The sequence below is a fragment of the Bacillus sp. T33-2 genome (genome assembly GCF_002860205.1).
Taxonomy (GTDB): Bacteria; Bacillota; Bacilli; order Bacillales; family Cytobacillaceae; genus T33-2.
The window spans coordinates 106755-120392 of sequence record NZ_PGVB01000013.1 but is presented as its reverse complement, the minus strand read 5'-3'; the positions used below and the strand labels follow the sequence as shown (position 1 = coordinate 120392).

The 13638-nt window shown below is 47.9% G+C and carries 16 protein-coding genes; 4 read left to right on the top strand and 12 right to left on the bottom strand.

The features are described from left to right. Window positions 1–30: 30 nt before the first annotated feature. Window positions 31–816 carry an RsfA family transcriptional regulator gene (locus CVD19_RS11335; protein ID WP_101581975.1) on the top strand — a complete coding sequence of 262 codons (786 nt, stop codon included), beginning with the start codon at window positions 31–33 and terminating at the stop codon, window positions 814–816. Between the two features lie 287 nt (window positions 817–1103). On the opposite strand, the gene CVD19_RS11330 is transcribed toward CVD19_RS11335, so the two are convergent. Together CVD19_RS11330 and pta are read right to left on the bottom strand one after the other, a co-directional pair. Beyond that, a complete protein-coding gene (locus tag CVD19_RS11330; protein ID WP_101581974.1) occupies window positions 1104–1958 on the bottom strand; it encodes a lipoate--protein ligase family protein in 855 nt (284 codons plus the stop codon). A gap of 122 nt (window positions 1959–2080) precedes the next feature. Then, the gene (gene pta, locus CVD19_RS11325; RefSeq protein ID WP_101581973.1) at window positions 2081–3055 is read right to left on the bottom strand and encodes a phosphate acetyltransferase; all 975 of its coding nucleotides are present in this window, start codon (window positions 3053–3055) and stop codon (window positions 2081–2083) included. A 291-nt stretch (window positions 3056–3346) separates the two neighbouring features. Here pta and hemQ point away from each other — a divergent pair, with 291 nt between their 5' ends. Then, window positions 3347–4090: a hydrogen peroxide-dependent heme synthase gene (hemQ, locus tag CVD19_RS11320; protein WP_101581972.1), complete on the top strand. Its 744-nt coding sequence runs from the start codon at window positions 3347–3349 to the stop codon at window positions 4088–4090. A gap of 156 nt (window positions 4091–4246) precedes the next feature. Further along, entirely contained in the window at window positions 4247–4759 is a 513-nt protein-coding gene (gene gerQ, locus CVD19_RS25430; protein ID WP_257985100.1) for a spore coat protein GerQ, read from the top strand. Window positions 4760–4863: 104 nt separating this feature from the next. On the opposite strand, the gene CVD19_RS11310 is transcribed toward gerQ, so the two are convergent. From CVD19_RS11310 to CVD19_RS11300, 3 genes are all read right to left on the bottom strand, one after another. After that, window positions 4864–5235, bottom strand: coding sequence for a DUF423 domain-containing protein (locus CVD19_RS11310; RefSeq protein WP_101582036.1), 372 nt, complete (start codon window positions 5233–5235; stop codon window positions 4864–4866). Window positions 5236–5254: 19 nt separating this feature from the next. Beyond that, on the bottom strand, window positions 5255–5569 hold the full coding sequence (locus CVD19_RS11305) for a YwdI family protein (RefSeq protein WP_101581971.1): 315 nt from the start codon (window positions 5567–5569) through the stop codon (window positions 5255–5257). A gap of 228 nt (window positions 5570–5797) precedes the next feature. After that, complete coding sequence (locus tag CVD19_RS11300; RefSeq protein ID WP_101582035.1) at window positions 5798–6481, bottom strand: uracil-DNA glycosylase; 684 nt, start codon at window positions 6479–6481, stop codon at window positions 5798–5800. A gap of 176 nt (window positions 6482–6657) precedes the next feature. Between CVD19_RS11300 and CVD19_RS11295 the strand changes: the two genes are divergently transcribed. After that, window positions 6658–6987 (top strand): general stress protein, encoded by a 330-nt coding sequence (locus CVD19_RS11295; protein ID WP_101581970.1) that lies wholly within the window; start codon window positions 6658–6660, stop codon window positions 6985–6987. A gap of 81 nt (window positions 6988–7068) precedes the next feature. On the opposite strand, the gene CVD19_RS11290 is transcribed toward CVD19_RS11295, so the two are convergent. The 7 genes from CVD19_RS11290 to CVD19_RS11260 form a co-directional block, all read right to left on the bottom strand. Next, a complete protein-coding gene (locus tag CVD19_RS11290; RefSeq protein WP_101581969.1) occupies window positions 7069–8088 on the bottom strand; it encodes a ThiF family adenylyltransferase in 1020 nt (339 codons plus the stop codon). Between the two features lie 17 nt (window positions 8089–8105). Next, window positions 8106–8339 (bottom strand): molybdopterin converting factor subunit 1, encoded by a 234-nt coding sequence (gene moaD / locus CVD19_RS11285; protein ID WP_101581968.1) that lies wholly within the window; start codon window positions 8337–8339, stop codon window positions 8106–8108. After that, a complete protein-coding gene (locus tag CVD19_RS11280; protein WP_101581967.1) occupies window positions 8332–8796 on the bottom strand; it encodes a molybdenum cofactor biosynthesis protein MoaE in 465 nt (154 codons plus the stop codon). The genes moaD and CVD19_RS11280 overlap by 8 nt, the downstream gene beginning before the upstream one ends. A 96-nt stretch (window positions 8797–8892) precedes the next feature. After that, window positions 8893–10812, bottom strand: a complete 1920-nt coding sequence (locus CVD19_RS11275; protein WP_101581966.1) for a molybdopterin biosynthesis protein — start codon at window positions 10810–10812, stop codon at window positions 8893–8895. Between the two features lie 14 nt (window positions 10813–10826). Beyond that, window positions 10827–12059, bottom strand: coding sequence for a molybdopterin molybdotransferase MoeA (locus CVD19_RS11270; protein WP_101581965.1), 1233 nt, complete (start codon window positions 12057–12059; stop codon window positions 10827–10829). A gap of 92 nt (window positions 12060–12151) precedes the next feature. Further along, window positions 12152–12751, bottom strand: coding sequence for a molybdenum cofactor guanylyltransferase (gene mobA / locus CVD19_RS11265; RefSeq protein ID WP_101581964.1), 600 nt, complete (start codon window positions 12749–12751; stop codon window positions 12152–12154). 15 nt (window positions 12752–12766) lie between these two features. Beyond that, a complete protein-coding gene (locus CVD19_RS11260; RefSeq protein WP_101581963.1) occupies window positions 12767–13576 on the bottom strand; it encodes a formate dehydrogenase accessory protein FdhE in 810 nt (269 codons plus the stop codon). Window positions 13577–13638 lie beyond the last annotated feature (62 nt).

Sequence of the window (13638 nt, the reverse complement as noted above, 5' to 3'; positions counted from 1 at the left end):
AGTTAAACACAATATAGGGAGTTGAAGAAAATGAAAGTTCGCCAGGACGCCTGGACAGATGAAAATGATTTATTGCTAGCGGAGACTGTTTTGAGGCATGTGAGAGAAGGCAGCACACAATTGAACGCGTTTGAGGAAGTCGGAGATAAGCTTGACCGCACTTCCGCAGCATGCGGTTTCAGATGGAACGCGGTCGTGCGCCATCGTTACGAAAAGGCTCTGCAGTTGGCCAAGAAACAACGGAAACAGCGGCAAAGGATTCTCGGAAAGGACCAGGGCGGGAAGAAGAAATTGTTGTACTCTCCTCCGGCACCCGTAATTGAACCATTGGCTGCCATTCCACAGATGGCGGCAGTACCTCAAATGGCCACTATGCCAGATACAGGAGATAGGCCAGATATGGAATCTGCTGAAGAATTTGATATTGTCGAGGCAATGAACAGGGTGGAAACCGAAATGCCTGTATCAGCACCCGTTTGGGAATACCAGCCTGCCGTTCCTGTTGGAGGCCTGACGCTTGATGTCGTAATTTCCTACTTGCAAACTTTGAATAGTTCCAATCTGCAAGCTGATATTTATAGGAGCGAGAATGAAAGATTGAAGCGGGAAATCCAGGATATGAAGAAGCAAAACGAGGAACTGGAAGCAAAAATCGGCGACCTGGAGCAAAACACGTTTACAATGCAAGAAGATTACGAGACGCTGATGAAAATCATGAACAGGGCCCGGAAGCTTGTATTGTTTGATGAGGAAGAACGACCAGCTACAAAATTTAAGATGGACAGAAACGGCAATCTGGAAAAAGTGGCAGAATAACTTCGATCTGTGTGATTGCATCTAATATCCGATAGTTTTGGGAGAAGGCGAAAGGCAGCACATCTTGCAATAAGAAAAGCGCAAGCGCCTTGTCCTGCCCCGACAGGCATAAGACGCATCACGGAGGATAATCCTGATTTCCGGAGTGAGGTGGCTTATGACCCGAGGGGCTAGGCGCTGGAGCTGGACACTGGTCTAACTAAAAATTTTATACATTCTTATGTTTTGAAAAAACCGCCGATTGGCGAACAAGGAAAAGCCGCAGACTGATTAGTTTGCGGCTTTTCCTACTGGCTTGATTCTATTTGCTTAAGAAACTTGCTGTTCCGTTCGGCCATCCGCTCGTAATACTGTTCAAACAAGGAGATCTCCTCTCCGTTCAAATATCCTGCTACAAGCTGGCCGCTGTTTTGTTTTAAAAACATCATCAAACGAAGCATTACGTCCGTGACAGTCAATTCGGTTCCGAACAGCTCTGACAGGGAAGCCATTACTGCCGGGTTTACATCCGGATATACAAACTTTGTGTGCTCCCCCTTTTTGGAGCGTGAGTAAAACTCTCTTAAAAGCCCGGCACGGTCACTGCCGCTGCCGAAAACACCCAGGTAAATTTGGACAGCTACCCCTTTTCGGAGACGGCGCTGCGAAATGCCCGCGAATTTTTTTCCGTCAATGCTTAAATCGAAGCTCCCCGGACAATAAGATCCAGTTATTTCCCTTGCCTCTATTTGATTAGGAAAATCTGAAAACAGCCTTTGGATTAAATGCCACATTGCCTCATAGCCCCGGTTTATGTCGATTCCTTTGTCTGTTTCGGGCAAAATCAAAGAAAGGTTCAAAACACCCTCATCCAGAACGACTGCCAGTCCCCCTGAATTCCGGACGATATATTGATAGCCATTTTGTTCAAGGTATGCGAGCCCATCCTTTATATATGGAAGCTTCGTATCCTGGATGCCGAGCACAACTGTATCATGGTGCACCCAGGCCCTGGCTGTGGCCGGAGCAAGCCCTGCCCCTACCGATGCACAAAGCGTATCATCCGTCCCAAAGGACTGCAGGGCATGAAAATGCGGGCCAAGTGCAGTCTGGTCAATCAGTCTCCATGTATCCTGACGCAGCAACTCCAGCGCCTTGTCCATAAAAATTCCCCTTTACCCAACTAACGTAATGGGGGCCTGACCCCAGGCAAGTTAACGCATTACCGCAGTGGAGGACTGCCCGCCGCGTTAAAGCTGTACCGCACCGGGGGTCAGGCCCTTTATTAATGCAATGCCTGCGCGGCGGTGATAAGTGCAAGCTTGTAAACATCTTCCTCACTGCAGCCACGGGAAAGATCGTTTACAGGCCGGTTCAATCCCTGGAGGATCGGCCCTACTGCTTCAAAGTTGCCGAGGCGCTGGGCAATTTTGTAGCCGATATTGCCCGCTTCAAGGCTCGGGAAGACAAACACATTTGCGTCTCCCTGGATCGGGGAATCCGGCGCCTTCTTTTGTGCAACGGAAGGAACGAATGCAGCGTCAAACTGGAATTCGCCATCCAGCACAAGCAATGGGTCGCGAAGCTTTGCCTCAGCGACTGCAGTAGAAACTTTGTCCGTCTCAGGAGACGCTGCCGAGCCTTTTGTTGAGAAGCTGAGCATTGCAACACGCGGTTCTATATCGAACATTCTTGCCGTTCTTGCGCTTTCAATGGCGATTTCAGCTAAATCATTGCTGTCTGGAGAGATGTTGATGGCACAGTCGGCAAAAACGTACTTCTCGTCACCGCGGACCATGATGAAAACACCAGAAGTTTTGCTGACCCCTTCTTTTGTCTTGATGATTTGCAAAGCCGGTCTTACAGTATCTGCTGTAGAATGGATTGCCCCGCTCACAAGACCATCCGCCCTGTTGGCATACACCAGCATGGTTCCGAAGTAGTTTTCATCCAGCAGCATTTTGCGGGCCTGTTCTTCGGTGGCTTTCCCTTTCCTTCTTTCAACGAAAGCAGCCACAAGCTCGTCCATCATTGCAAAATTGGCTGGGTCATATATTTCTGCCGCCTCAAGGGATACACCGAGTTCACGGGCTTTTTGCTGGATCTGTTCAATATTTCCGATCAGGATCGGAGTAAGGACACCATCTTCAGCCAACCTGCCGGCAGCCCTCAAAATCCGTTCATCGAGCCCCTCCGGAAACACAATTTTCACATTTTGTCCGCTTACTCTTGTTTTTAAGCCCGAAAATAAATCGCTCATTCAAGAATCCTCCTTTTGTCTCTACTTTATTAGGATACTTTACCCATTATAAAATTCAAGGATACCGAAGCATTGTGACCGTTTACATAAAAAAGTCTTATTTTTTCGAAATTTCCACCAACCGTTTCGTTTTTCCACAATCACATTTAATATCCTCCTTCCTTTTTAAAAATATCCAGTTTATCTTTGAAGTAAACTGAACAGCCCAGTCATGAGTTTCATAATGATGGACGATGGCGAAACTATGATATAGTTAGGATGTATATCTATGATTGTTTAGGAGTGATTAAAATGAGTGAAGCAGCACAGACACTTGATGGCTGGTATTGTCTCCATGACTTCCGGACCGTGGATTGGACAACCTGGAAGATGCTCCCGATCGAGGAACGCCAGGAAGCAATCCAGCAGTTTTTAGGCCTTGTGGCAAAGTGGAATGATACCCAGAGCGGGAAAGAAGGAAGCCATGCGCTCTACACAGTTGTCGGCCAGAAGGCAGATTTTATGATGATGATTTTAAGGCCGACAATGGAAGAACTGAATGAAATCGAAACTGAATTCAATAAATCGAAGCTGGCTGAGTTCACTGTGCCAGCCCACTCCTATGTGTCAGTGGTAGAGCTGAGCAATTATTTGCCATCAGACCAGGACCCATACCAAAACCCTGAAATTTTGGCACGGCTGTATCCAGTCCTGCCAAAAGCGAAGCATGTCTGCTTTTATCCAATGGACAAGCGCCGCCAGGGCAATGACAACTGGTACATGCTGCCGATGGAGGATCGCCGCAGCATGATGCGAAGCCACGGCATGATCGGCCGAAAATATGCGGGCAAAGTAAAACAAATCATCACCGGCTCTGTAGGGTTTGACGATTACGAGTGGGGAGTCACTTTATTTGCCGATGAAGTGCTGCAATTCAAGAAATTAGTATATGAAATGCGCTTTGATGAAGTAAGTGCCAGGTACGGCGAATTCGGCGCGTTTTTTGTCGGCAATCTGCTTGAGGAAGAGCGGATTCCCGTATTTTTAGAAGTATGATGAATATTAAACAGCCTCCGGCAAATTGGCCGGGGGCTGTATTTTTTATGTCATAATCTATTTTCCCGCTCATATCTATGAGATAGTGAGTATTTATTTTTATGAACTACTCTAAGCTGTTCTACCGTTTTTAACTTTTGATGTGGAGGGAAAAAGATGAAATCTAATAGCTACCCATTTTATGATTTCAGGAACAATCAGCAGCCTTACCAGCCATACTACGGAACTGGCGGCCAGGGGTATCCAGCCGGGCTGCCAGGCGGGCAGGGAGGGCCGCCCGGTTTTGCCGGAGGGCAGGCAGGATATCCCACCTACACAGCGGGAGCCGGGCAAGCTGGACAGCAAAATGGAGGGGCACCAGGAGCCCAGGTTCCGGGAATGCTGCCTCTCGAGGAATCATATGTAGAAAACATTCTTCGCTTAAACAAAGGAAAGCTTGCGACGGTGTATATGACTTTCGAAAATAATCCTGAATGGAATGCAAAGATCTTCAGGGGGATTATTGAAGCGGCAGGAAGGGACCATCTCATCCTCAGCGACCCGCAAACAGGCATGCGCTACCTCCTGTTGATGGTGAATCTTGACTACGTTACCTTTGAAGAAGAGATCGAATATGAATATCCATTCGCTGGCGGTGGAGCTGGATTGGCCTCCTACCCGCCAAGATAATCAAGGCCATCTGCCAATTTTTTTAAAAGTAGGTAGTTAAAACTAACTAAATCAAGTAACTTTAGTAAAACAGCACCGGAAACGTATTTTTCCGGTGCTGTTTTTTATAGGTGTTTAGAGGCTGCCACGATCAGCAAGACCCATGCGGCGAGGAATGAAACACCGCCCAATGGCGTGATTGCCCCAAGGATGCTGATTTTCGTCAAGGTTAACACATAAAGGCTGCCGGAAAACAGGATGATGCCAATCAGCATGAGCCAGCCTGACCAGGAAAAGAGCGCGTTCGCCGGCAGATTGCCAGCAAGGATGCCGATCAGCACTATCCCGGTGGCATGGAACATTTGATAGGTAACCCCTGTTTTCCATATCTCCAAATATCTGGATTCCACTCTTCCCTCAAGGCCGTGTGCCCCGAATGCGCCTAGAGCAACAGCCAGGAAAGCGTTGATTGCTCCAATGATAATAAATAACTTCAATTCGTCCACCCTTTTCTTGTTAAAAATCAAATATTGAATCGCCGTTTGCATCGCCCTCGACCTTTAGCGGTTTTGGCTGGGTTAATGTTGAAGGCAAAATTTGCGGCGGCTGCGGAAAAGCCTGCAGCCGCACGGGCTGTTCGGCAGGTTGTTGTAAATAATCCTTTGTACTTCCAGGATTTTCAGCCATTTTTTGCGGTTCTTCCAAAATAATTTCGCAGAGAGTTTTCAGGGAGTGGATTTTCTCCCGCAAATCTGCATCTGAGGGGGCAGCTTTAGCTCCCCTTAACTCCTCTTCCATTTTGGCAAGAAGCTTATGTACAGATATGTTCATCTATTTTCACCACACGTTCATTTAGCTTTTGACACCGATTAACATTTTTCTCCTGTGTATATTTTACATGAACTCCACCTATTTTTCGACTAATTGGCAGGAGAGGGTTCCACGCCTCCCCTGTCGGTTCCACGTGAAACATGTCAAATAATGCTGTGCTTCTGGGAATCATCATGACAAGAACGGGCTATGCTTGTGCATATGCCTTCCCATCGATCGGGTACGCGATTATTTGTCTACATCCTCTATCTGCCAGTCGATTTCTTTCTGTCCAAGAGTGCGAAGGTATTGGTTGGCTGTTGAAAAGGGGCTGCTTCCGAAAAACCCTTTTCTTGCCGACAAAGGACTTGGATGTGCGGAAGAAATGATAAAGTGCCTGCTGGTATCGATCAGTTTCAGTTTATTTTGCGCAGGTTTTCCCCACAGCATGAAGATGACCGGCTCTTCACGTTCGCTCAAGCATGTAATGACTCTATCAGTGAAAATCTCCCAGCCCTTCCCCCTGTGCGAATTAGCCTTCCCTTTTCGGACTGTCAGGACAGTATTCAAAAGCAATACTCCCTGGCCGGCCCACTTTTTCAAGTATCCATTATTCGGAACCGAAAGGCCGAGATCATTGTGAAGTTCCTTGAAAATATTTTTTAATGATGGCGGGATGTCGACCTGCGGTTTGACGGAGAAGCTGAGACCATGCGCCTGATCGGGGCCGTGGTATGGATCCTGGCCAAGCAGGACAATTTTCACGTCCTGGAAATCCGTATATTTAAGGGCGTTGAAGATATTTTCCCGTTCAGGGTATACGGTATGCGATGCATATTCGGCATCTAAAAAATTTTGCAGCTGCTGAAAATACGGTTTTTGAAATTCTTCAGCGAGCAACGAGTCCCATCTGTTTCCCAATACTGGAATCATCATATTTCCCTCACCTTTCTAACACAGCATTTTTAGTACAACTACCCTTATTCCGAAAAAGAAATCATCATATTCCGAGAGTTCAAAAGCAGGTTTATTTTTGTTATGAACGGCTATATACATAATATTCGAGGGAAACTATTTTCCCAATCTATTCATTCAAGGAGGATACACAAATGTATAGAGTACATGTAGTAGAGAATGGTGTACAAGCCACCGACATGATCAGCACTTTGCAAACAGAAGGTTTCGGGAAAGAGGACATTTACCTTTTTGCCCATGACAAAGACCGCAGCGAGCATCTGACCGGTGCAACGGATACAGGAGAAGTTGGTTTCAAAGAGCAGGGCATCCTCAATTCTGTCGGAAACATCTTCAAATCCCGGGGAGACGAGCTCCGTTCGAAATTTGAATCTCTTGGGCTCAGCCAGCAGGAAGCAGAACAATATGAAGTGGAGCTCGATAAAGGCCGCTTAGTCCTTGTTGCATGCAATAAAGCCAACTAAATACTTACTATCTTTTAAGATAGTTTATATAGAAACCCCCTGTCTCTAAGTGGCAGGGGGTTTGTGCGTCAATATTAAGTTTTATCCAAGCAATCTCTGATAAATCGTCCTGGCATGTGTGAGGTCTTTCGTTCCATGGATGAGTGCCCGGCCATCCTTGAAAATAACAAGGCGGTTGTGAGCCATTTCAACGGACAGCAAATACGGATTCCCTTTTACCTCATAACCGAGTGACTCAAGCTTTCCTGCCAGTTCTTTCAGCTCGATGGCGGCCTGCCGTGGAGGCCTGATTTGCACGGTGTCCCTGCCGCACAGGACAGTAGATTTCGACATGTTTTCCGCACTGAGGTACGGGTAAGTGGGCGTTTCTCCGCATGACAAGCAGCCAGGGTCTTTCGCCTTGCCCATTTTCATGCTGCTGTACTGATTGCGCCACAGATCAAAGCTCACGAATGATGAACGGACTGCATCCCATTCCTCGGCAAGAATTTTCAAAGCTTCCGCGGTCTGGTGGGCGACAACCATTTGGACCGCAGGTGCGATAATGCCGCCCGTATCGCACGTCAGCCCCTGGATCGGGATTGTTTTTAACAGGCAGTTCAGGCATGGCGTCCTGCCGGGGATAATCGAAAAACTCATTCCGTAACTGCCTACACACGCTCCATATATCCAGGGAATATCAAATTTTTGCGAGATATCATTGATCGCCATTCTTGTCTCAAAATTGTCCGTAGAATCGATGATCAAGTCGGTTCCATCTGCCAGTTCAGCAAGCAGCTCCGGCGTTGCATCCGCGATCAGCGCCTTGATTTCCACGTCGGAATTGATGGCCTTCAGGCGTTTTTCAGCAGCCGCCGCTTTTGGCAGCTTGTCCGCAACATCTGCTTCTGTATAAAGCTGCTGGCGCTGCAAATTGCTGGCTTCCACATAATCACGGTCCACGATAATCAGCCGGCCAATCCCGGCCCTCGCCATGATTTCTGCATTCCCTGAGCCCAGCGCCCCGGCCCCGATGATCAACACTTGCTTGCGCCGGATTTTCTCCTGCCCCGATTTCCCAAGCTGGGGAAACAGGGTCTGGCGTGAATATTTATCTGACATGGTTCCAATTCCCCCAATCAGCCCCCGCTGACAGGCGGGATAAAGGCAATGAGGTCTCCCTCTTTGATGACTTCTTCATTTGTTGAAAATTCTTCGTTAATCGCGGTCATGACAGTGTCAAGATTGGGGATTCCGTATTTTTCTGCGATGATTCCCTTCAGGTCTGCAACCGTCTTGCCGGCTGCATCAAACGTGATCGATTCCTCTCCGACTGCGTCCCGCAGATGTGCAAAAAATAATATCTTATTCATTAAGATCACTCTCCTCCGGTTTGCCTGTCGGATATGGGACAGTTTCCAGCTGGTTGCCGATCCATTCCTCACCGTCTTCCCAATGCTCTTTTTTCCAGATCGGGACAATCTCTTTAATGCGTTCGATTGCATACCGGTTCGCCTCATATGCATCTGCGCGGTGCGGCGTCGATACAGCAATGACGACCGCTACATCTGTAATATCAAGCTTTCCGACCCGGTGGGTGATGGCAACCTTGGCTCCGCTCCACCGCTCCTGTATTTCAGCGCCGATCTGTTCAAGCTTTTTGACTGCCATGGGCTCATACGCCTCATAAATTAGGTAAAGGGTCTTTTTCCCTTTGGTCAGCTCCCGGACAGTCCCGATAAATGTGGTGATCGCCCCGGCTTCGCGCTGGACAACTTTGTCAATGACCGACTGGATGTTAATAGGTTCTTTTGCTATTTCATACAACAATTCATCACCTCATTTTTTGTACAAACCGTCATGCGTTCGCATCCGGTATTGGCTTTCATTTCTATGGCTCAGCCAGCTTGAACGCAGGCATTGCCCTTACAGCTCTATTGGTTCACCAGCACTGGCCACCGTGTAGCCGCCAATTTTTTCAACCTCTGCCTGAAACGCGGGAGATTGGATTGCGGCGATTAACCATTTGCCCTTTTCACTTTCAAAAAAGGCTTTAGACATCAACAAATCGTATGATTCATCTGCAACGGGGATGAATTCAAGATTCATCGCTTTCGCCGCCGGATAGATCCCGAGCCCGGCGCCCCTCCTGTTCCCCTTGACTTCAGCAGCAACGCTCAAGTGGGAAAACATTTCACGTTCATAGCCGTTAATAGATTCCGGAGATAGTCCGGCTTCTTCCAATAAGAGGTCAAACAATATCCTGGTTCCCGCCCCTTTTTGGCGGTTCGTGTAATCTAAGTTTTTGACAGCCAGGTCTGACACGCTGGTGATTCCCAACGGATTGCCTTCCGGAACCATGAAGCCCTGTTTCCGTTTTAAAAAAGGATGGAGGATAACGTCTTGGCTGGCAAGCAATTTTTTTACATATGTAATATTATATTGCTTTGTTTCCGGGTCAAGCAAATGAATGCCCGCTACATGGGCTTCCCCTTTTCTGATCGCCATCAGTCCGGCCATGCTCCCGACGTGGGAAGAAACAATTTTCATTTCGGTCCGCTGCTGTTTAAGGAAGGATGAAAGCAGGTCAATCGTCAAGTCATGGCTGCCGCTGAACACGACCGCATTTTTAATTTCCTCCACAGGCTTTAAAAGTTCTACCTTAACGATGTCGCCCTGCTCGTATCCAAGTTCATCAGGAGGAACGACAAGAAGGCCGTCTGCCCTGACAAGTGACATTGTCACCCCTGCCGCCCTTGTCAGCGGATTCGCCACAAATTGTCCATCCACATAGCCGATATTCATTCTTACAAAGTCCTCTGCCCCCATTGTCGAAACGATCCTGCGCCCAAGTTTTACTTGCAGCGTCTGTCGTTTAGGTTCCGGGATTTGCAAATATTTGCAAATAAGCGGCCTTACAAACCATTCGAGCGCTAAATAGGCGGATACAGGGTACCCGGGCACCCCGACAATGATTTTATTTTTGACCTTGCCCAACACAACCGGCTTCCCCGGACGAGTGGCCACTCCGTGCGTAAAGACCGTTCCCAATTCATTGATAATATGGACGGTGAAATCCTTGGACCCAGCTGAAGAACCTGCATTCACTACGACAATATCGGACGTTTCAACCGCCTTCAGGAGCGCTTCCTTTAGCTTGTCCGGTTCGTCTTTTACAATATCATGAAGGATTGGCTCCCCGCCCCATTCGGTAATGAATCCCGCGAAAACTGTACCGTTAAATTCGATGATCCTGCCCGAAGATAGGGACGCATCAGCGGAAACAAGTTCATTTCCGGTTGGAATGATCGTTACGGCAGGCTTTTTCGCAACCGGAACATGGGTTACCTGGGCCGCCAGGAGGGCCCCCATGTCCGCTGGCCTGATCCTGTGCCCCTGCGGAAACAGCATTTCTTCCTGGACAATATCCTCGCCGATTGGCCTTATATGCTGCCACGGTGTTGCAGGTTCAATGATTTCGATTGTTTCTTCATCAATTACATCAACATGCTCGATCATGATGACGGCGTTAAAATGAGAAGGGATGGCATTGCCTGTATCCACATAGCAAAATTGTTCACCCTGCTTTAAACGGAGTGGCCTTTGCTCGTGGGCATCATAGGTATCTTCCGCATTTACAGCGATTCCATCCATTGCCGAGGCATGATAGTGGGGCATCGATGTTGCCGCGAAAACTGGCTCCGCTGTAACGCGTCCCAAGCTGGTGCGTACATGGACTATCTCTTTTTCCAGAGGCAGTTCGAAGGCTGCCAGCAGCTCGTTTTTGGCGTCCTCACGGGGTTTGTCCTCTAAATATATTTTTCGTTTATATTTTTTGTGATCCATTTTGCGGCTCCCCCTTACCTTGATGCAATGACAGGTACAAATTCTCCCTGGGAAATTCCCTCTTTTTCTGAAACAATCTCTACGATTCCGTCACTTTTCACGAGTGTGGCAATTAAACCGGATTTGCCGATGATCGGTTCTGCCCACCACTCCCCGTCTTTTTCAAAAAGCCTGACCCGGATGTAATCGGACCGCCCTGGTGCCGAAGCGATGTTTTTTGTGATTCTCGCATAAATTCGCTCCGGTTTTTTTTCGATTCGCTCACCCTTTAATTTTCTCAATAGCCGCTCGCCAAACAGCCGGAAAATGATCATGGCGGAGGCTGGGTGCCCCGGCAATCCGATGACGGGCTTTCCGTCAGCTACTGCCAATATGGTCGGTTTTCCCGGCTTGATCGATATCCCGTGGACAAAAACCCCGGGCTTCCCGAGTGACTGGATCACTTCTGTCGTATAATCCTTCGTTCCGACAGAGCTGCCTCCTGACAGGATCAAACAGTCAACCTGATCAAATAGCTCCCTGGCCCTGCTTTGGAATATGTCAAATTGATCAGAGACAATGCCGCCGTAAATGACCTCAATGCCCCACTCACGCGCAAGCCCTGAAACTGTCAAATAATTGATATCACGAATTTGCCCTGTTTCGAGCGTTTTTGTGCCATGAGGTACAATTTCATCCCCGGAAGACAGATAGCCCGCTTTCAATTTGCGGTAAACCGCCACATGGGTAATCCCGAGTGCAGCAAGGGCACCAAGCTCCTGCGGCCGCAGCCTTGTCCCAGCTTCAAGCAGGATCTCTCCCTCTTTAATATCCTCGCCGGCCCGTATGACATTTTCCCCTGGTGCAACCTGTCTGTAGGTATTCAAAAGCCCTCCGATATCCTCGCAATGCTCGATCATGATCACACTGTCACTTCCCGGGGGCATCATTCCGCCGGTAGGGATGTAAACAGCCTCACCCCTCTTCACTGTCATTTCCGCAGCTTTCCCCATGGCCACTTCACCCGCCACCGTCAAAAAACCAGGCATCGTTTCCGATGAGCCATAGGTATCCTTTGCAATGACAGCATAGCCGTCCACAGTGGAGCGGTCAAAACCCGGAACATTTTCTGCAGCGGTCACTGGTTCGGCCAGAACGTAATGAAGCGCATCTTCAATCAGGCGGGTTTCAATGGCTGATATACTCGCTATGTTTTTGTCTATTAATGCAAAGGTTTCCTCGGCAGTCTTCACTTTGAAAAATTGCATTTTACCCGTACTTCCTTTCATAAAAAGCGCTTATGGAATGAACACTGACACTAAAGCTTGCCTGAAACGGGATAAGGATCATTTAACAAATACTATTTTTCTGCTTCGGACCATTGTTTTGCAGCTTCATATTCTTCAGGGCGGTTCATATTAAAAAAGACACGTTCAAGGCTTCCGTCAAAATATGCGCGCAAATCATCTTCAGTCAAATAACGGGCAGCCACTTTATCCAGCAGATGCTTCATTCTCAGACGATCATTCTCAATGCATTTTTCTATTTCGGTTACAATCCTTTGCTGATAAGCGGCAAAAAGGGGATGCTGCCTGCCCTCAATTACAGGGACGGCGGCATCAAAATGCTGAAGCGTTTTGATAAGGATGGCGGCAAGCTCGGCGGATACAAACGGCATATCACAGGCAACGACAATATTCTCCTCGTAGTCCGACGCCTTTAGGCCTGCATGGAGACCTGCGAGCGGCCCCATTCCGGGAAAATGGTCGGTCACGGTTTTAACACCTAGAAACTGGTATGTTTCCGGATCATTGGTTACTAGAATTATATCATCAAAGTGAGACGCAAGCTCATCCCTGATTCTCTCAATATTCGTTTTTTCATCTATTTTTAGGAGGGCTTTATTGGTGCCCATCCTGCTGGACTTGCCGCCTGATAAAATAATTGCTCCCGCTTTCACGGCCTGCACCCTCTTTTAATTGATAATTTTTTTCTCTGCTGCTGCCCTGTAGCCATTTTCCTGGGCGACAAAATCAAGGTGGATCGTCGTTAAATCGAGCATTCCCGGCGACTGCTTGGAAATAAATTGTCTTGTATCAATAATTTTAGTATATCCATTGCACTCGCCGCAAACCTGAATTTGCGAAGCGGCATCTCCCTCAACAGTCAGGAATTCTATTGTTTTATGGTCATCATTCCCGCAATGGGAGCATGTCAGCCGCTTATCATTCCAGTGGACAAGACAGCGCGGGCAATGTACCACTTTTTGGCCCTCCCCTTCCAGCTGGGCAAGCCTGACTGGTTCACCGCATACCGGACAGCCTGCACCCGGGACGGCAAAGTGGATTTTTTCCTGGACGGTTTCAGCAACCAACTGGAGATACGGGCATGATGCTGTTTCCGCGACAAACTGCGGGACCCATTCATCAAGCTGGTTAGCTTCGGCAAATTCAGCAAAATAAACATGGTTCAACGCCAGGGCTTCATCAATCCAAAGCGCCGCCAAATCTTCATTTAATAAGTTCCTTAGTGATCCAAGCTGATCTTCGAGCCCGGGATTGTGTTTGGCGAGCACCCGGCTTACTTCATCTATCCACTGTAAAAATAGTGGAATATCAAAATGAATGTCTGCTAATGCAGCAGCCGGCACGCCTGCTGCAAGTGCAGCTTTATCTATTGTCGCTGTCACCCTTTCAGGATTCAGGCTGTTTTTCCATTGTTCCTGAAGGTTAATAATCTGTTTTTGCAGTTGCTGGTATTCTTTTGAAACGACAGATGTTTTCATTGGTAGACGCACCTCTTTCATATTTAAAGGAAAGGCTGCCTTCAGAAAGACAGCCTTTTGCC

Bases quoted from the DNA above. Each gene is read 5' to 3' on its own strand.
- CVD19_RS11290 (WP_101581969.1), bottom strand. From the start codon at position 8,088: ATGTCAGATAAATATTCACGCCAGACCCTGTTTCCCCAGCTTGGGAAA.
- CVD19_RS11330 (WP_101581974.1), bottom strand. From the start codon at position 1,958: ATGGACAAGGCGCTGGAGTTGCTGCGTCAGGATACATGGAGACTGATT.
- CVD19_RS11295 (WP_101581970.1), top strand. From the start codon at position 6,658: ATGTATAGAGTACATGTAGTAGAGAATGGTGTACAAGCCACCGACATG.
- CVD19_RS11260 (WP_101581963.1), bottom strand. From the start codon at position 13,576: ATGAAAACATCTGTCGTTTCAAAAGAATACCAGCAACTGCAAAAACAG.
- CVD19_RS11335 (WP_101581975.1), top strand. From the start codon at position 31: ATGAAAGTTCGCCAGGACGCCTGGACAGATGAAAATGATTTATTGCTA.
- gerQ (WP_257985100.1), top strand. From the start codon at position 4,247: ATGAAATCTAATAGCTACCCATTTTATGATTTCAGGAACAATCAGCAG.
- moaD (WP_101581968.1), bottom strand. From the start codon at position 8,339: ATGAATAAGATATTATTTTTTGCACATCTGCGGGACGCAGTCGGAGAG.
- pta (WP_101581973.1), bottom strand. From the start codon at position 3,055: ATGAGCGATTTATTTTCGGGCTTAAAAACAAGAGTAAGCGGACAAAAT.
- CVD19_RS11270 (WP_101581965.1), bottom strand. From the start codon at position 12,059: ATGCAATTTTTCAAAGTGAAGACTGCCGAGGAAACCTTTGCATTAATA.
- CVD19_RS11300 (WP_101582035.1), bottom strand. From the start codon at position 6,481: ATGATTCCAGTATTGGGAAACAGATGGGACTCGTTGCTCGCTGAAGAA.
- CVD19_RS11305 (WP_101581971.1), bottom strand. From the start codon at position 5,569: ATGAACATATCTGTACATAAGCTTCTTGCCAAAATGGAAGAGGAGTTA.
- hemQ (WP_101581972.1), top strand. From the start codon at position 3,347: ATGAGTGAAGCAGCACAGACACTTGATGGCTGGTATTGTCTCCATGAC.
- CVD19_RS11275 (WP_101581966.1), bottom strand. From the start codon at position 10,812: ATGGATCACAAAAAATATAAACGAAAAATATATTTAGAGGACAAACCC.